This is a genomic window from Staphylococcus sp. HMSC072B07 (assembly GCF_001815505.1).
Taxonomy (GTDB): domain Bacteria; phylum Bacillota; class Bacilli; order Staphylococcales; family Staphylococcaceae; genus Staphylococcus; species Staphylococcus simulans.
On the sequence record NZ_KV820901.1, the window covers coordinates 113485 to 131064 of the forward strand.

Sequence of the window (17580 nt, forward strand, 5' to 3'; positions counted from 1 at the left end):
ACTCTAATGTCCCAGCTTTTTATTTTGAATTTTGTCCTAAAAGCGAGGCGAAAATATGAAAGTTAAAAGTGCATATATTCATATTCCATTTTGTGTCAGAATTTGTACTTACTGTGATTTCAATAAATACTTTATACAAAATCAACCAGTTGATGAGTATTTAGATTGCTTAATTGAAGAATTTAAAACAGCTGACAATCGCACATTAAAAACAATGTTTGTAGGAGGAGGCACACCTACAGCGTTAAATGAGTCACAATTAGAGCGTTTGTTAAAAGCTATCAATGAGCACTTTACTATTTCAGGAGAATATACTTTTGAAGCAAATCCAGATGAACTTACACCATCAAAGATTAAACTTTTAAAAGACTACGGCGTCAATCGCATTTCAATGGGTGTTCAAACATTTGACCAAGATTTATTAAAAGTACTTGGGCGTACACATAATACGGCAGATATATACAATGCTGTCGAGCTCGCTAATCAATACCAGATTAACTCTATCAGTCTTGATTTGATGTATCATCTTCCTGGTCAAACACTTAAACAATTTGAAGACAGTTTAGATATTGCGTTATCAATGGATATTAATCATATCTCAAGTTACGGTCTAATTCTTGAACCTAAAACTCAATTTTATAATTTATATAGAAAAGGAAAGTTAAAACTTCCAAACGAAGATGTAGGGGAAGAAATGTATGAGCTATTACTTGATAAAATTAATCAATCTTCAATGCATCAATATGAAATTTCGAATTTTGGTCAACCTGGTCATGAATCTGAACACAACAAAGTGTATTGGATGAACGAAGGTTATTATGGCTTCGGAGCAGGTGCCAGTGGATACGTTCATGGAATAAGGTACTCAAATGTCAATCCTGTTAATCACTATATTAAGAAGATTAGAAACGGCGAACGTCCTATTTTACATCAAACCACACCCACTCATCGCGAACAAATGGAAGAACAGATGTTTTTAGGTTTAAGAATGAATCGAGGGGTAAATAAATCTGTGTTCAATCATAAATTCAATGAAAACATTGATCAAATCTATGCTGAGGCACTTACTGACCTAAGTAAAAAGGGCTTAATTATTAATGACAATAACGCTGTTAAATTGACTGATCGAGGTAAGGTTATTGGCAATGAAGTCTTTGAAGCATTCTTATTAGATTAATTTTAAGAGGTCAAGGCTTTAACATTGACTTACTTTGACCAATTTGATAAATTATAATTAGCACTTGGAAGAAGAGAGTGCTAATGAGGTGGAAACATGATTACAGATAGACAATTGAGCATTTTAAATGCCATTGTTGAAGATTATGTGGATTATGGTCTACCTGTCGGTTCTAAAACAATTATTGAGAGACATAATGTTGATGTGAGTCCAGCTACTATAAGAAATGAAATGAAACAATTAGAATCATTTGGTTTAGTAGAAAAATCTCATGCATCATCAGGAAGGTCACCTTCATTAAAGGGTTTTAGATATTATGTAGACCAACTGTTGGAAAATACTTCTCCTCTAAAAGAAACGAATAACCAACGTTTAAATAAACTGTTAATGGAATATAACTTTAATTTATCTGCTGCACTAAGTGTGTATGCGAATGAATTGTCATTATTTACACAGTATACTACGTTGGTAATGAAACCAAATCAATCAAAAGATTTAATCAGCGATGTTCATTTGTTTAACGCAACCGCTAATTTGGTTATTATGGTAATTGTGTTCGAAACAGGAAATGTTGAACATATTCAATTAGCAGTAGACGAAAAGATTTCTAAAGCGCGTTTAATTCAAATAGCGAATTACATCAAAGAACTTTATAACAATAAAAGTTTTGTTGATGAAGCAATGGAACATTCGAGCGACATCACAACAATTCATCAATTAACAGATTTACTTTATCAAAGAGTTAATGATAGCAAGAAAGACATCTACCTTGGTGGTAAATCAAATTTAATTGATACATTGAATGAGCAGAATGTGAATTCAATACAACAAATTCTTCAATATTTAGAGTCCAATAAGATATTGAAACTGTTCGAAAAAGATAATCATTCTGGAATCGATGTTAAAATAGGAAAAGAAATTGATAATGACCTAGAGGACATCTCAATTGTGATGAGTGATTATCATATTGATGAACATCTTAAAGGACACATAGCTGTTATTGGACCGACCGCTATGCGTTATCAAAATGTAATTCAATTACTATATAAAATATAGTTTTGAAATGTATTGGAGGACAGAAAATGGCAGAAAAAGATCAATCAGTTAACAATGAAGAAGTTGCTGAGAACGAAGATGCAACTGTAAATTCAAATACTGAAGAAGATACTCAATCAACTGAGAATACCGAAAACGTTCAAAATGGTTCTGAAGAGAATCAAGAAGAGAATGAAATCCAACAACTAAAAGATGAGTTAAAAGAACAAGAAGAAAAATATTTACGTCTGTATGCAGAGTTTGAAAACTATAAGAGACGTATTCAAAAAGAAAATCAAACATTAAAAACATATCAAGCTCAAAGTGTTTTAACGGATATCTTGCCGACTATTGATAACATTGAACGTGCGTTACAAATAGAAGGTGAAGACGAATCATTTAAATCTCTGCAAAAAGGGGTACAAATGGTTTATGAAAGCTTATTACGCGCACTAGAAGAAAACGGTCTTGAGAAAATAGAAGCTTTAGGACAACAATTTGATCCAAACTTCCATCAAGCTGTTATGCAAGATAGTGATGATTCATATGAATCAGGCGAAGTTACACAAGAGCTTCAAACTGGTTATAAATTGAAGGATCGTGTATTACGCCCTTCAATGGTTAAAGTAAATCAATAAATATAACTGATGAAATATACAACAAATGTTATTAGGAGGAATTATTAGTTATGGGTAAAATTATCGGAATTGACTTAGGTACAACAAATTCATGCGTGTCTGTTTTAGAAGGCGACGAACCAAAAGTAATCCAAAATCCAGAAGGTGCACGTACAACACCATCTGTTGTAGCTTTCAAAAATGGTGAAACTCAAGTAGGTGAAGTTGCTAAACGACAAGCAATCACAAACCCTAATACTATTCAATCAATCAAACGTGAAATGGGTACAGACCACAAAGTAGACGTTGATGGAAAATCATACACTCCACAAGAAATTTCTGCAATGATTCTTCAAAACTTAAAAAGTACTGCAGAAAGCTATCTAGGAGATAAAGTAGATAAAGCAGTTATTACTGTTCCAGCTTACTTCAATGACGCTGAACGTCAAGCTACTAAAGATGCTGGTAAAATTGCTGGTTTAGAAGTTGAACGTATTATCAACGAACCAACTGCAGCTGCTTTAGCTTACGGTTTAGATAAAACTGATCAAGACGAAAAAGTGTTAGTATTCGACCTTGGTGGCGGTACTTTCGACGTTTCAATCCTTGAATTAGGCGATGGCGTGTTCGAAGTATTATCAACAGCAGGTGACAACAAACTTGGTGGTGACGACTTTGACCAAGTAATCATTGACTACCTAGTTTCAGAATTCAAAAAAGAAAATGGCATTGATTTATCACAAGATAAAATGGCATTACAACGTTTGAAAGATGCAGCTGAAAAAGCTAAAAAAGACTTATCTGGTGTATCACAAACTCAAATTTCATTACCATTCATCTCTGCAGGAGAAAGTGGTCCATTACACTTAGAATTAACTCTAACTCGTTCTAAATTCGAAGAACTTTCAGATGATTTAGTTCGTCGTACAATGGAACCTACTCGTCAAGCACTAAAAGATGCTGGCTTAACAAGCAAAGATATCGATGAAGTAATCCTTGTTGGTGGTTCTACTCGTATTCCAGCTGTTCAAGAAGCAGTTAAAAAAGAAATCGGCAAAGAACCAAACAAAAGTGTTAACCCTGATGAAGTTGTAGCTATGGGTGCAGCTATCCAAGGTGGCGTTATCTCTGGTGATGTTAAAGATGTTGTATTATTAGACGTTACACCATTATCATTAGGTATCGAAATTATGGGTGGTCGTATGAACACATTAATCGAACGTAACACTACTATCCCAACATCAAAATCACAAGTTTATTCAACAGCAGCAGATAACCAACCAGCAGTAGACATTCACGTATTACAAGGTGAACGTCCAATGGCTTCAGATAACAAAACATTAGGACGCTTCTCATTAACTGATATTCCACCAGCTCCACGTGGTGTACCACAAATCGAAGTAACATTTGATATCGATAAAAACGGTATTGTAAACGTTACTGCTAAAGACTTAGGTACAAACAAAGAGCAAAATATCACAATCGAATCAAGCTCTGCACTTTCAGATGATGAAATCGATCAAATGGTTAAAGATGCTGAACAAAACGCAGAAGCAGATAAAAAACGTCGTGAAGAAAGTGACTTACGTAACGAAGCTGACAGCTTAGTATTCCAAGTTGAAAAAACATTAAAAGACTTAGCTGACAATATCGGCGAAGACGATAAAAAACAAGCTGAAGACAAAAAAGAAGAATTGAAAAAAGCACTTGAAGGCGACGATTTAGAAGATATCAAAGCTAAAAAAGAAGAACTTGAAAAAGTCGTTCAAGATTTATCAATGAAAGTTTACCAACAAGCACAACAAGCTCAAGAACAACAACAAGGTGGAGATGCTTCTAACAACAGTGATGTTGAAGATGCAGATTTCACTGAAGTTAAAGACGACGACAACAAAGATAATAAATAAGTGCATGCTTTCTCAAAAGAGCAGCTTTAACTAAATAAAGAAAAAAGCGGCTTCTTAAAAATTTAAGTCAAAGTCAATTGTACATTGGCTTTGACTTTTTATTATTTAACCAACTATACTTTAAAAGGTATAATGATTCTAAACTAGCAGAAAGATAAGGAGAGATTACAGTGGCAAAAAGAGACTATTATGAAGTCTTAGGTGTCAGTAAAGATGCGTCAAAGGACGAGATAAAAAAAGCCTACCGTAAATTATCCAAAAAATATCACCCAGATATTAATAAAGAAGAAGGCGCAGATGAAAAGTTCAAAGAAATTACTGAAGCTTATGAAGTGCTAAGTGATGAGAATAAACGCGCAAACTATGATCAATTTGGTCATAACGGACCACAAGGCGGCTTTGGCGGCCAAGGATTCGGCGGTCAAGACTTCAGTGGCTTCGGAGGCGGTTTCGAAGACATATTCAGTACGTTCTTCGGAGGCGGTGGTGCACAACGTGATCCAAATGCACCACGTAAAGGGGACGACTTACAATACACTATGACTATTTCATTCGAAGAAGCAGTCTTTGGTGCTGAAAAAGAAATTTCAATTCGTAAGGAAGTAAAATGTGAAACTTGTGACGGCTCAGGTGCAAAACCAGGTTCTAAAAAGAAAACTTGTCACTATTGTAATGGAGCAGGACACGTATCTGTAGAACAAAATACAATACTTGGTCGTGTAAGAACTGAAAAAGTTTGTCCAGTATGTAATGGTACAGGTGAAGAAATTGAAGAACCATGTCCAACTTGTCACGGTAAAGGCACACAAACTAAAAACGTTAAAATCAAAGTCAAAGTACCAAAAGGTGTAGACACTGATCAACAAATTCGTTTAGCCGGTGAAGGCGCTCCAGGACATAACGGTGGACCACAAGGTGACTTATATGTTGTATTCAGAGTTAAACCATCTGATAAATTCATACGTGAAGGTGATGATATCTTCTATAACTTGAAAATCAGCTTCCCACAAGCAGCTCTAGGTGATGAAGTTAAAGTGCCTACATTAGATGGTGAAGTTATTTTAACAGTTCCAGAAGGTACTCAAGACGGAAAACAATTCCGTATGAAAGAAAAAGGTGTTAAAAACGTTCATGGCTATGGATATGGTGACTTGTTTGTGAACATTAATGTGGTGACTCCAACTAAATTAAGTGAAAAACAAAAATCATTAATGCGAGAATTTGCGGAACTTAGCGGTGAAGAAATTGAAGAACAACCTTCTAATTTCAAAGAACGCGCACGTAGATTCTTTAAAGGAGAATAACAATAATGAACTGGGTGGAACTTTCAATTGTAGTAAATCATGAAGCACAAGATGCAAGTACAAACATTTTAGAAGACTTGGGTTCAAACGGTGTAGTGATAGAAGACTCAGAAGATTTAAAAGGAAACTTAGAGGATAAATTTGGCGAAATATATGAATTGAATCCTAGTGATTATCCTGAACGTGGTGTAAGAATTAAAGCATATTTCAACGAATTAGAATACTCAGATGAACTAAAAAAAGATATTTTAAGTGCTATCAAGAAGATTGATACTTTAAATGAAAATATCTTTAGCTATTCTGAACAATCACTTCAAGAACAAGATTGGGAGAATGAGTGGAAAAATTATTTCCATCCATTCAGAGCTTCAGAACGCTTTACTATTGTGCCAAGTTGGGAAGAATATGATAAAGAAAATAATGAAGAATTATGTATTGAACTAGATCCAGGTATGGCTTTTGGTACAGGAGATCATCCTACAACTAGCATGTGTTTAAAAGCGATTGAAACATATGTAAAACCAGAACATACTGTGATTGACGTTGGTACTGGATCAGGTATCTTAAGTATTGCTTGCTCATTATTAGGTGTTAAGCGTATCAAAGCTTTAGATCTGGATGAACTAGCTATAAAAGTAGCAAAAGAAAATTTCATAAAAAATGCTTGTGCTGATTCAATTGAAACAACAACCGGTAATTTATTACAAGGCGAAACAGATAAATATGATATTGTAATCGCAAATATATTGGCGCATATTATTGAAGAAATGATAGATGACGCTTATAATACTCTAAATGAAGATGGTTTATTTATAACATCTGGTATCATTGAAGAGAAGAGCAATGAAATTATAGAACATATGAAGCGTACTGGTTTTAATATCATTTCAATTAATCACGACAACGGTTGGGTTTGTATCGTTGGAGAGAAAGAGAGCAAATAATATGCAAAGATATTTTATAAATCAAAACGCTGATGAAAGTCAGCGTTTTTTTATTACTGACAAAGACGATATACATCACATTTCAAATGTCATGCGTCGTCAAGTCGGGGCTAAAATTATCGTAACCTTCGAGGACTTAAAGGTTTATCTCTGTGAGATTACAACTATAAATAATGAAGGCGTTGAATTTAAATTATTAGAAGAACAACCAAATGATACTGAATTACCTATAGAAGTAACAATATGCAGTGGATTAATTAAAGCAGATAAATATGAGTGGTTGCTGCAAAAATCTACGGAATTAGGTGCTTCTCACTTTATTGCAGTACAAATGGAACGTTCTGTTGTAAAACTAAATCAAAGTAAAGCAGATAAAAAATTGATACGATGGAATAAAATTGTCAAAGAAGCAGCTGAACAAAGTTATCGTCTTGTAATCCCAACTATTGAATTTGTATCGAATTTAAAGAAAGTATATGTTAATATAGATAAATATGATTATGTACTAATCGCTTATGAAGATGCAGCAAAAGAGGGCGAGATGAGTGAGTTTAAACGCGCACTCGAACAATTCAGCAAAGGAGATCGTGTATTAATTATTTTTGGACCAGAAGGCGGTTTAAGTCCTGATGAAATTGAAATGTTCAAAAATAATAGTTACATAGTCGGCCTAGGTCATCGAATCTTGAGAGCAGAGACGGCTCCGCTTTATGCGCTTAGTGCAATTAGTTATGAAAAAGAATTAATGGGGTGAAATAAATGTCAACAGTAGCTTTTCATACTTTAGGTTGTAAAGTAAACCATTATGAAACTGAAGCAATTTGGCAATTATTTAAAGATGCCGGCTATGATCGAGTTGAATTTGATACAAATGCCGATGTCTTTGTTATAAATACATGTACAGTTACAAATACAGGAGATAAGAAGAGTAGACAAGTCATCCGACGTGCTATCAGAAAAAATCCAGATGCAGTCGTTTGTGTTACAGGATGTTATGCACAAACATCGTCAGCAGAAATCATGGATATCCCTGGAGTAGACGTTGTAGTCGGTACACAGGATAGAACGAAGTTGTTAGGTTATATTGAAGAGTTCAAAGCTGAACGTCAACCAATTAACGGTGTAGGCAATATCATGAAAAATCGTACATATGAAGAATTAGATGTACCATATTTCACTGATAGAACACGTGCTTCTTTAAAAATCCAAGAAGGTTGCAACAACTTCTGTACTTTCTGTATTATTCCATGGGCACGTGGTTTAATGCGTTCAAGAGATCCTGAGAAAGTAGTAGAACAAGCAACAACATTAGTAAATTCTGGTTATAAAGAAATTGTGTTGACTGGTATTCATACAGGTGGTTACGGTCAAGACTTGAAAGATTATAACCTAGCACAATTATTACGTGATTTAGAATCAGTAGATGGATTAGAAAGAATTCGTATTTCATCAATCGAAGCTAGTCAATTAACTGATGAAGTCATTGATGTAATCAAAAATTCAAATAAAGTCGTACGTCACTTACACGTGCCATTACAATCTGGTTCAGATACAGTATTAAAACGCATGAGACGTAAATATTCAATGGCACACTTCTCAGAACGATTGATGAAGTTACATGATGCTTTACCAGGTTTAGCAGTCACTAGTGACGTGATTGTAGGATTCCCAGGTGAAACTGAGGAAGAATTCCAAGAAACATATGACTTTATTTTAGATCATCACTTCTCAGAATTACACGTTTTCCCATATTCAGCTCGAACAGGGACACCAGCAGCTAGAATGGATGATCAAATTGATGAAAGTGTAAAAAATGAACGTGTTCATAAACTAATTGAATTAAGTAACCAATTAGCGAAAGAATATGCTTCTCACTTTGATCAAAAAGTATTAGAAGTAATTCCAGAAGAGCACGGTGAAAAACCAGGTACATTAGTGGGTTATGCAGATAACTACATGAAAGTTGAATTTGAAGGCGATGATTCGCTTATCGGAGAACTTGTACGTGTGAAAATCACAGAAGCAGGTTATCCTTTAAATAAAGGTTATGTTACTCGTGTGATTGATCATGCAACAAATAGCAGTGAATTTACAGCTATTGTGTAAGGTTCAAAAAATTAATTATTCTAATTGACCGCATCAACCACATATATTATAATTAGCATTGCATGGTTTATAAAAAACTATGCAAACGAATTTTAAAGTTCCGTTGTTATTTGGAGGGAGGGAAATACAGATGTCTAAAACAGTAGTCCGTAAAAACGAATCACTTGAAGATGCATTACGCCGTTTCAAACGCTCAGTTTCTAAAAGCGGTACAATTCAAGAAGTACGTAAACGTGAATTTTACGAAAAACCAAGTGTTAAACGTAAAAAGAAATCAGAAGCTGCACGTAAACGTAAATTCAAATAATTATTAAGTCTGTTGACTCCCTCAACAAACAATTAATTATTATATAATGCAGTTTAAACAGCCCTAAGTTTTACAATTATGTAAAACTTAGGGTTTTTTCTTATGTTTTGATGCTACATAATATAATTTTTCTATTGATGTTAAAATAAAACGATAATCCTATAATTACACTAAGTAATCATGTATAATGAACCTTGAGAGCGAGGTGAATCTATGTCATACCAAGCTGAAATCCTACATAATATTTCGGTATTTCAGGCAAGTTCAAATTCCACACTACATCAAATCAGCGATTTTATAACAAGTCCATTTATTTCATTAATTTTAACCTGTATTATCTTTTTAGGTTTTCTTTATCAACTCTATTCCAAGCGTATTAACTTTCCAGGCATTCTTGCTGCACTAGCCTTATTAATACTATTTTTAGGCTATTTGATACAAGGAGAAGTTTCCTTAATTTCTGTTGGATTATTTTCTATAGGTGTGATACTGCTCGTCATTGAATTGTTTGTTATCGGTGCAGTAATCGGCATTATAGGCATGATTCTCATCACAGTAAGTATGATTATGCTTGGTGAAAACATTCTTTGGATGTTAGTCAATGTTATAATCGCTTTAATACTGACTATTATAGAATGGGTGATATTAGTGAAAGGATATAACAAAAAGATTTCGTTATTTGAAAAAGTTATACTCAGAGATTCGACAACGTCTGAAGCTGGCTATACTTCACACGATGACCGCTCTAATCTAGTAGGACAAACTGCAATCACTTTAACAGAATTACGACCTGCAGGAATGATTTCATTAAATGATGAACGCATAGATGCAGTATCAGATGGAACATTTATACAAAGAGATGTAGAAGTCAAAGTAACTGAAGTTGAAGGATCGAGAGTAGTTGTCAGAGAGATTCCAAAAAACACATAATACTAGGAGGCACTTACTATGTTAGTACCGTTAATAATCATTGTTATTATTGCAGTCATTGCTCTATTAATCTTATTTTCATTTGTACCAATCGGTTTATGGATTTCTGCAATTGCAGCTGGTGTCAAAGTAAACATTGGCACACTTATCGGAATGCGTTTAAGACGTGTTTCACCACGTAAAGTTATCGCGCCATTAATTAAGGCACATAAAGCTGGTTTAAACCTTACAACTAACCAACTAGAATCACACTACTTAGCAGGTGGTAATGTAGACCGCGTTGTAGATGCAAATATTGCTGCACAACGTGCTGACATCAACTTACCTTTTGAACGTGGCGCAGCGATTGACCTAGCAGGCCGTGACGTTTTAGAAGCTGTCCAAATGTCTGTAAACCCTAAAGTTATTGAAACGCCATTTATTACAGGTGTTGCTATGAACGGTATTGAAGTAAAAGCTAAAGCTAGAATCACAGTTCGTGCAAACATTTCTCGTTTAGTCGGCGGTGCTGGTGAAGAGACTATTATTGCACGTGTCGGTGAGGGGATTGTTTCAACAATCGGTTCAAGTGAACATCATACTGTTGTTTTAGAAAATCCAGACAATATTTCAAAAACTGTATTAAGTAAAGGTCTAGATTCAGGAACAGCCTTTGAAATTTTATCTATTGATATCGCAGATGTGGATATCGGTAAAAACATCGGTGCAGACTTACAAACTGAACAAGCATTAGCAGATAAAAATATTGCTCAAGCTAAAGCAGAAGAACGTCGTGCAATGGCAGTTGCATCTGAACAAGAAATGAAAGCACGTGTACAAGAAATGCGTGCGAAAGTTGTGGAAGCAGAATCTGAAGTTCCACTTGCAATGTCTGAAGCTCTAAGAAAAGGTAATATCGGAGTTAAAGATTACTATAATTTGAAAAACATAGAAGCTGATACAGGTATGCGTGAGTCTATCAATAAACGTACGCAACCAAATGATAACGAGTCACCAGACAAGTAAACGAGGTGATTAAATGAATATCGGTCTAATAATATTTGTCGTTAGTGTTGTTATCTCATTAATATCAGCAATTAACGATAAAAATTATAAAAAGAGACAACAAAATCAACCAAAATCATCACAACCTAGAAGACAACCTACGACTGAGCGTAAACAACAAAAAGGGTTTCTTGAACAATTAGGTGAAAAGTTTGAGGAAATGCAAAAAGAATTAGAAGGTACGCCGCCATCTTCTCAACCTGATCACACACCTAAACCAGAAGAAACTACACGTCCGAACCGTCGTACATCTCAACCGAGACAAACGCGCGAGCAATCATCTCAACCAAGACTCGATTCAAATCAAAAAGAGCAAGTATTGACAAAACAACTGAATGATTCTTTAAATAATGAGTTACATGATTTACGCTCTCAAATGGATTTAGAGAAACAAAAGCAAATTGAGATATTAGAACGTCGTGCTCAAGCAATCATTAGTGATAAATATCTTTCAGAACATGCTAAAAAAGAAAGACTCAAACAACTATTCGCTAATAAGTTTAATCAAACAAGCACACGAACTAATGAAGATTTACGCTTTGATGAAGATGAAATACTAAATGGTTTTGTTTGGTCAGAAGTACTTAAAAAGCCGAAACAGTTACAATAAATTTAATGGATTGGATGGACATAATTTTATGTCATCCAATCCATTTTTCTTTTATGCAAGCTAAACTTTATTGGATTAATAAACAGCGAGAACATGATATAATGATTGTATGAATATGTGGAAATTATTAACTAAGTCCGTAGTTTCCGTTAACCATTATATTCTGCATCTTATTAAAAAATATGCTGAAAAGCGATAATAATGAAAAGGAGTTAATGTATGCCAGGAATAATAGTTATTGACGATATCAATCAAGCCCAAGCACTAATAGGTAATAACGATGAACACTTACAAGCAATAGAAGAAGCTTTCAATGTTATTGTTCATGCTAGGGGGCAAGAAATAGCTGTAAAAGGGCAACAACAAGAAGAAATTGTAAAAGCAGAAGCTGTAATAAAAAACCTTTTAAAAGTAATTGATCAAGGCGTATCAATTAATCTTAAAGATGTAGAAGCAGCAATTAAAATGGCAGAGAAAGGATCTATCCAACACCTCGTTGATTTATACGATGAAGCAATTACTAAAGATGCTTATGGTAAAACAATTCGTGCAAAAACAATGGGTCAACGTTTATATCTGAATGCGATGAAGCATAATGATTTAGTCTTTGGTATTGGACCAGCTGGTACTGGTAAAACTTTCTTAGCTGTTGTTTATGCTGCTAAAGAATTGCGTCAAGGTAACGTAAAAAGAATAGTGCTGACTCGTCCCGCTGTAGAAGCAGGCGAATCATTAGGTTTCTTACCAGGCGACTTAAAAGAAAAGGTAGACCCTTATTTAAGACCTTTATACGATGGTCTTCATACGGTACTGGGACCTGAGCAAACAGCGCGTTTTATTGAAAGAGGTATCATTGAAGTTGCACCATTAGCCTATATGAGAGGACGTACACTTGACGATGCATTTGTTATTTTAGATGAAGCGCAAAATACGACGCATGCCCAAATGAAAATGTTCTTAACACGTTTAGGATTTGGATCAAAAATGGTCGTAACGGGTGATATGACTCAAGTAGACTTGCCGAGAGGTATTAATAGCGGATTAAAACAAGCTGTTAAACGCTTATCAGGCGTTAAAGGCATTAGTGTACAAACATTAGATCAAAGTGATGTTGTACGTCATCCATTAGTAAGTAAAATTATCAGCCGTTATGAAGGAGATGAATAAACGCCATGTTCACGATTGATTTTTCAAATCATACGGATGAAGTAAAAGAAGAATGGTATGACCAGATTGAAAAGTTATTAAACTTTGCGAAAGAACAAGAGAATATTGAAGAAGATGCAGAACTTTCAGTGACATTTGTTGATAAAGAAGAAATTCAACAAATTAATAGAGACTATAGAGATAAAGATAAAGTTACTGATGTCATTTCATTTGCGTTAGAAGAAGATGAACCTGAAATTGAGGGTTTAGATATCCCTCGTGTACTAGGTGACATTATCATTTGCGCAGATGTTGCAAAAGAACAAGCTGCAGAGTATGGACATTCCTTTGAGAGAGAACTCGGCTTTTTAAGTTTGCATGGCTTCTTACATTTACTTGGCTATGATCATATGAATGAAGCCGACGAAAAAGAAATGTTTGGAAGACAAAAATCTATTTTAGATGCTTATGGCTTAACAAGAGAATAGTCTATGAATCGTTTTAAGTATCCCATTCAAGGGTTGTTGACCATACTACAAAAAGATCGTAACTTTTTATGGCATATCGCAATTGGCTTTTTAATCATTGGCGCGTCTTTTTACTTCAATATTACCCGCATGGAATGGATTGCGGTTATTTTAACAATTTTTCTAGTGTTAGCATTTGAAGCAATTAACACCGCAATTGAATATGTAGTTGACCTTGTAACGGATGATTATAAACTTTTTGCTAAATATGCTAAAGATATCGCAGCACTAAGTGTGCTTTTAATATCTATCGCAGCAGTAATTATAGGTCTAATTATCTTTATCCCTTACATCGTTAACTTATTATAAAGGAGAGAGATAAAAATGGCTTATACTCAAGAACATTATGAAAAAGTAAGAGAAGCACAAAAACGTTCTTATTCACCTTACAGCAACTTTAAGGTGGGTGCTTATTTAAGAACTAAGGATGGCAAAGAATTTTTCGGCGCAAATGTGGAAAATGCTGCGTATGGCGAAGCAATTTGTGGAGAGCGTTCAAGTTTAGTTGCAGCAATTAGTCAAGGTTATAGACCAGGTGACTTTGAATCTTTAACAGTCACAGTAGATGCTGATAAGCCTTCATCACCATGTGGTTCATGTCGTCAAGTTATTAATGAACTATGTGATGACGACATGCCGATTTATTTAACAAACCATAAAGGCGATATGATTGAAACGACTGTCGCCGAATTACTGCCGCTAGGTTTTTCAGGAAAGGATTTGAATATATGACAGAACATAAATCAGGCTTTGTTTCAATTATAGGCCGACCTAACGTAGGTAAATCTACGTTTATGAATAGAGTACTTGGGCATAAAATCGCAATTATGTCAGACAAAGCACAAACAACTAGAAATAAAATACAAGGTGTTATGACTGAAGATGATGCACAAATTATCTTTGTTGATACACCAGGTATTCACAAGCCCAAACATAAATTAGGCGACTATATGATGAAAGTTGCTAAAAATACTTTATCAGAAGTAGATGCAGTCATTTTCATGGTTAACGCTGATGAAAAGATTGGTCGCGGTGATGAATATATTATGGAAATGCTGAAAAATGTCAAAACTCCAGTATTCCTTGTTATCAATAAAATTGACTTAGTACACCCTGATGAAATCATGCCTATTATTGAATCATATCAAAAATATATGGACTTCTCTGAAACTGTTCCAATGTCAGCATTAGAAGGTTTAAATGTTGAACACTTTATCGAAGTACTTAAATCATATTTACCAGAAGGCCCTCAATATTATCCAGATGGTCAAATTTCTGACCACCCTGAACAATTTGTGGTAGGTGAATTAATAAGAGAAAAAATTCTTCACTTAACGAGCGAAGAAATTCCACATTCAATAGAGGTTAACGTTGATAGAATGGTTAAACAATCTGAAGATAAAGTTCGTATAGAAGCTACAATTTTTGTTGAAAGAGATTCACAAAAAGGAATTGTCATCGGCAAAGGCGGCAAAAAGTTAAAAGAAATTGGAAAACGTGCGAGATTGGATATCGAAAACCTATTAGGTTCAAAAGTGTATCTCGATTTATGGGTAAAAGTACAAAAAGATTGGCGTAATAAAATCAACTTTATTCGCCAAATGGGCTATATAGAGGATCAAGATTAAACTAGAAGGTCGGTGGTACCTTTTATGTTAGTAAAACAAAAAGGAATCATTATTAAAACAGTAGATTATGGCGAATCAGATAAAATTATTACCATCCTAAGCGAAAGTGGCGCGAAGATTCCTTTGATGGTCAAACGTGCTAAAAAAAGTAGAACAGGTATGCAGGCTAATACACAATTATTTGTATATGGCCTGTTTATCTATGCTAAATTACGTGGTTTAGGCATACTTAATTCAGTTGATGTTATCAGTCAAAATTATCAACTTCGTTTAGATATTTATGAGAGCAGTTATGCTGCACTTTGTGCTGAAGTCATTGACAAATCTATGGACGAAGAACAAATTTCTAAATTTAATTATCAACTCTTACACTTTTGCTTGAACAGAGTTGAAAAAGGTTACAGTGCCCAACTGATGTCCGTTATTGTTTTATTAAAAAAAATGCCTGACTTTGGTTTTACTATCGCATTCAATCAAGATATTATCTCAGGCGATACAAACCAAGCAAATTTATGTGGCTACAGTTTTAAATATCATGGTGTGATTGCTCAGGAGAATTTGTATAGAGATGAACGAGCAGTTCCTATATCTAATAAAACACTTTATTTATTGGATGTACTTCAAAAACTGCCTATAGATAAAATGAATTCAGTTAATATTCATCAGGATATAGTAGATGAGATGTCTGATTTGCTTATCATGTTATACCGGGAATATGCGGGTGTGTTTTTCAGAAGTCAAAAATTAATAAATCAATTGCATCGTTTAGAGTCCAATAACCAGAAAAAATGATAGAAAAATAAGGGTATATCGCAATTTCGCGATATACCCTTATTTATTTAATATTAGAATTTAACTTTTTCAGCTAAGAAATCGTTTAATTCAGAGATTGGCATACGAACTTGTTCCATAGTATCACGTTCACGTACTGTGACTTGTTGATCTTCTAATGAATCGAAGTCAAATGTAATACAATATGGTGTACCAATTTCATCTTGACGACGGTAACGTTTACCAATTGATTGTGATTCGTCAAAATCAACTGTAAAGTTTTCGCTTAATTGTTCGTAAACTTTAATTGCTTCTTCAGATAATTTTTTGCTTAATGGTAAAATTGCTGCTTTATACGGTGCTAGAGCAGGGTGGAAGTGCAATACTGTACGTTCATCTTTACTACCTTCAACACCTTCACGGTCATAAGCATCACATAAGAATGCTAATGTCACACGGTCAGCACCTAAAGAAGGTTCAACACAGTATGGGATGAATTTTTCATTTGTTTCTGGATCATGGTATCTGAAATCTTCACCAGAATATTCACTATGTTTTTTCAAGTCGTAGTCTGTACGGCTTGCAATACCCCATAATTCGCCCCAACCAAATGGGAATTTATATTCAATGTCTGTAGTTGCATTAGAGTAGTGAGATAACTCATCTTGGTCATGATCTCTTAAACGAATATTTTCATTTTGAAGACCTAAGTCTAATAACCATTTTTCAGCAAATGTTTTCCAATAATTTTGCCATTCGATTTCTTCACCAGGACGGCAGAAGAATTCTAATTCCATTTGTTCGAATTCACGTGTTCTGAAAATGAAGTTACCTGGTGTAATTTCATTACGGAATGATTTACCGATTTGACCAATACCAAATGGTAATTTTTTACGCATTGAACGTTGGACGTTTTTGTAGTTGACAAAGATACCTTGTGCAGTTTCAGGACGTAAGAAAATTTCGTTAGTTGAATCTTCAGTTACACCTTGGAAAGTTTTGAACATCAAGTTGAATTGACGGATATCAGTCCAGTTAGCAGTACCGCTTACTGGGCATTTAATACCTTCTTCTTCAATAATACGTTTCATTTCATCAAAACTTAAACCATCTGCGATAAAGTTTTCGTCACCTTTTTCATTTTGCATATATTCTTCAATTAATTTATCTGCACGGTAACGAATTTTACTATCTTTGTTGTCGATCATAGGGTCATTAAAGTTACCTAAGTGACCTGATGCTTCCCATACTTTAGGGTTCATCAAAATTGCTGCGTCTAAGCCAACGTTATAAGGTGATTGTGAAATAAATTTTTTCCACCATGCACGTTTAATATTATTTTTTAATTCAACACCTAATGGACCATAATCCCAAGTGTTTGATAAACCACCGTAAATCTCACTGCCTGGAAATACAAAACCTCTGTGTTTTGCTAGCTGAACTACTGATTCCATATCTTTTGCCATAAATAACACTCCTCTTTAATAATAAAAAAACGCCCCAAGATAACGAAATAAACATTTCGAA

At 34.5% G+C, this 17580-nt stretch carries 19 protein-coding genes; 18 read left to right on the forward strand and 1 reads right to left on the reverse strand.

Annotation, left to right across the window (positions count from 1 at the left end; translation table 11 throughout):
• Positions 1 to 55 precede the first annotated feature (55 nt).
• The 18 genes from hemW to recO all read left to right on the forward strand — a co-directional run bounded on the left by hemW (position 56) and on the right by recO (position 16074).
• Entirely contained in the window at positions 56 to 1177 is a 1122-nt protein-coding gene (hemW, locus tag HMPREF3031_RS03415; RefSeq protein WP_002481078.1) for a radical SAM family heme chaperone HemW, read from the forward strand.
• A 96-nt stretch (positions 1178 to 1273) separates the two neighbouring features.
• Positions 1274 to 2233, forward strand: coding sequence for a heat-inducible transcriptional repressor HrcA (gene hrcA, locus HMPREF3031_RS03420; protein ID WP_002481077.1), 960 nt, complete (start codon positions 1274 to 1276; stop codon positions 2231 to 2233).
• A gap of 26 nt (positions 2234 to 2259) precedes the next feature.
• On the forward strand, positions 2260 to 2850 hold the full coding sequence (gene grpE, locus HMPREF3031_RS03425) for a nucleotide exchange factor GrpE (RefSeq protein ID WP_002481076.1): 591 nt from the start codon (positions 2260 to 2262) through the stop codon (positions 2848 to 2850).
• Between the two features lie 50 nt (positions 2851 to 2900).
• Positions 2901 to 4736, forward strand: coding sequence for a molecular chaperone DnaK (gene dnaK / locus HMPREF3031_RS03430; RefSeq protein ID WP_002481075.1), 1836 nt, complete (start codon positions 2901 to 2903; stop codon positions 4734 to 4736).
• A gap of 170 nt (positions 4737 to 4906) precedes the next feature.
• A complete protein-coding gene (gene dnaJ / locus HMPREF3031_RS03435; protein WP_002481074.1) occupies positions 4907 to 6040 on the forward strand; it encodes a molecular chaperone DnaJ in 1134 nt (377 codons plus the stop codon).
• Between the two features lie 5 nt (positions 6041 to 6045).
• Positions 6046 to 6984 (forward strand): 50S ribosomal protein L11 methyltransferase, encoded by a 939-nt coding sequence (gene prmA, locus HMPREF3031_RS03440; protein ID WP_002481073.1) that lies wholly within the window; start codon positions 6046 to 6048, stop codon positions 6982 to 6984.
• A gap of 1 nt (position 6985) precedes the next feature.
• The gene (locus HMPREF3031_RS03445) at positions 6986 to 7738 is read left to right on the forward strand and encodes a 16S rRNA (uracil(1498)-N(3))-methyltransferase (RefSeq protein ID WP_002481072.1); all 753 of its coding nucleotides are present in this window, start codon (positions 6986 to 6988) and stop codon (positions 7736 to 7738) included.
• Positions 7739 to 7743: 5 nt separating this feature from the next.
• Positions 7744 to 9090: a tRNA (N(6)-L-threonylcarbamoyladenosine(37)-C(2))-methylthiotransferase MtaB gene (gene mtaB, locus HMPREF3031_RS03450; RefSeq protein ID WP_002481071.1), complete on the forward strand. Its 1347-nt coding sequence runs from the start codon at positions 7744 to 7746 to the stop codon at positions 9088 to 9090.
• Positions 9091 to 9220: 130 nt separating this feature from the next.
• Complete coding sequence (gene rpsU / locus HMPREF3031_RS03455; RefSeq protein WP_000048060.1) at positions 9221 to 9397, forward strand: 30S ribosomal protein S21; 177 nt, start codon at positions 9221 to 9223, stop codon at positions 9395 to 9397.
• 213 nt (positions 9398 to 9610) lie between these two features.
• Positions 9611 to 10327, forward strand: coding sequence for an NfeD family protein (locus tag HMPREF3031_RS03460; protein WP_002481069.1), 717 nt, complete (start codon positions 9611 to 9613; stop codon positions 10325 to 10327).
• A gap of 18 nt (positions 10328 to 10345) precedes the next feature.
• A complete protein-coding gene (gene floA, locus HMPREF3031_RS03465; RefSeq protein WP_002481068.1) occupies positions 10346 to 11332 on the forward strand; it encodes a flotillin-like protein FloA in 987 nt (328 codons plus the stop codon).
• 13 nt (positions 11333 to 11345) lie between these two features.
• The gene (locus HMPREF3031_RS03470; protein WP_002481067.1) at positions 11346 to 11981 is read left to right on the forward strand and encodes a superantigen-like protein SSL4; all 636 of its coding nucleotides are present in this window, start codon (positions 11346 to 11348) and stop codon (positions 11979 to 11981) included.
• 219 nt (positions 11982 to 12200) lie between these two features.
• Positions 12201 to 13148 (forward strand): PhoH family protein, encoded by a 948-nt coding sequence (locus HMPREF3031_RS03475; RefSeq protein ID WP_002481066.1) that lies wholly within the window; start codon positions 12201 to 12203, stop codon positions 13146 to 13148.
• 5 nt (positions 13149 to 13153) lie between these two features.
• The gene (ybeY, locus tag HMPREF3031_RS03480; RefSeq protein ID WP_057510460.1) at positions 13154 to 13615 is read left to right on the forward strand and encodes an rRNA maturation RNase YbeY; all 462 of its coding nucleotides are present in this window, start codon (positions 13154 to 13156) and stop codon (positions 13613 to 13615) included.
• Positions 13616 to 13618: 3 nt separating this feature from the next.
• Entirely contained in the window at positions 13619 to 13963 is a 345-nt protein-coding gene (locus HMPREF3031_RS03485; RefSeq protein WP_002481064.1) for a diacylglycerol kinase family protein, read from the forward strand.
• Between the two features lie 15 nt (positions 13964 to 13978).
• On the forward strand, positions 13979 to 14386 hold the full coding sequence (cdd, locus tag HMPREF3031_RS03490; protein ID WP_002481063.1) for a cytidine deaminase: 408 nt from the start codon (positions 13979 to 13981) through the stop codon (positions 14384 to 14386).
• Entirely contained in the window at positions 14383 to 15282 is a 900-nt protein-coding gene (gene era, locus HMPREF3031_RS03495) for a GTPase Era (RefSeq protein ID WP_002481062.1), read from the forward strand. The genes cdd and era overlap by 4 nt, the downstream gene beginning before the upstream one ends.
• Before the next feature lie 24 nt (positions 15283 to 15306).
• Positions 15307 to 16074, forward strand: coding sequence for a DNA repair protein RecO (recO, locus tag HMPREF3031_RS03500; protein ID WP_002481061.1), 768 nt, complete (start codon positions 15307 to 15309; stop codon positions 16072 to 16074).
• Between the two features lie 53 nt (positions 16075 to 16127).
• On the opposite strand, the gene HMPREF3031_RS03505 is transcribed toward recO, so the two are convergent.
• Positions 16128 to 17519 carry a glycine--tRNA ligase gene (locus HMPREF3031_RS03505; RefSeq protein WP_002481060.1) on the reverse strand — a complete coding sequence of 464 codons (1392 nt, stop codon included), beginning with the start codon at positions 17517 to 17519 and terminating at the stop codon, positions 16128 to 16130.
• Positions 17520 to 17580 lie beyond the last annotated feature (61 nt).

Coding starts and splice junctions, on each gene's coding strand:
- dnaK (WP_002481075.1), top strand. CDS start 2,901: ATGGGTAAAATTATCGGAATTGACTTAGGTACAACAAATTCATGCGTG.
- hrcA (WP_002481077.1), top strand. CDS start 1,274: ATGATTACAGATAGACAATTGAGCATTTTAAATGCCATTGTTGAAGAT.
- cdd (WP_002481063.1), top strand. CDS start 13,979: ATGGCTTATACTCAAGAACATTATGAAAAAGTAAGAGAAGCACAAAAA.
- HMPREF3031_RS03445 (WP_002481072.1), top strand. CDS start 6,986: ATGCAAAGATATTTTATAAATCAAAACGCTGATGAAAGTCAGCGTTTT.
- hemW (WP_002481078.1), top strand. CDS start 56: ATGAAAGTTAAAAGTGCATATATTCATATTCCATTTTGTGTCAGAATT.
- rpsU (WP_000048060.1), top strand. CDS start 9,221: ATGTCTAAAACAGTAGTCCGTAAAAACGAATCACTTGAAGATGCATTA.
- floA (WP_002481068.1), top strand. CDS start 10,346: ATGTTAGTACCGTTAATAATCATTGTTATTATTGCAGTCATTGCTCTA.
- HMPREF3031_RS03505 (WP_002481060.1), bottom strand. CDS start 17,519: ATGGCAAAAGATATGGAATCAGTAGTTCAGCTAGCAAAACACAGAGGT.
- HMPREF3031_RS03470 (WP_002481067.1), top strand. CDS start 11,346: ATGAATATCGGTCTAATAATATTTGTCGTTAGTGTTGTTATCTCATTA.
- mtaB (WP_002481071.1), top strand. CDS start 7,744: ATGTCAACAGTAGCTTTTCATACTTTAGGTTGTAAAGTAAACCATTAT.
- era (WP_002481062.1), top strand. CDS start 14,383: ATGACAGAACATAAATCAGGCTTTGTTTCAATTATAGGCCGACCTAAC.
- HMPREF3031_RS03485 (WP_002481064.1), top strand. CDS start 13,619: ATGAATCGTTTTAAGTATCCCATTCAAGGGTTGTTGACCATACTACAA.
- prmA (WP_002481073.1), top strand. CDS start 6,046: ATGAACTGGGTGGAACTTTCAATTGTAGTAAATCATGAAGCACAAGAT.
- HMPREF3031_RS03460 (WP_002481069.1), top strand. CDS start 9,611: ATGTCATACCAAGCTGAAATCCTACATAATATTTCGGTATTTCAGGCA.
- HMPREF3031_RS03475 (WP_002481066.1), top strand. CDS start 12,201: ATGCCAGGAATAATAGTTATTGACGATATCAATCAAGCCCAAGCACTA.
- ybeY (WP_057510460.1), top strand. CDS start 13,154: ATGTTCACGATTGATTTTTCAAATCATACGGATGAAGTAAAAGAAGAA.
- recO (WP_002481061.1), top strand. CDS start 15,307: ATGTTAGTAAAACAAAAAGGAATCATTATTAAAACAGTAGATTATGGC.
- grpE (WP_002481076.1), top strand. CDS start 2,260: ATGGCAGAAAAAGATCAATCAGTTAACAATGAAGAAGTTGCTGAGAAC.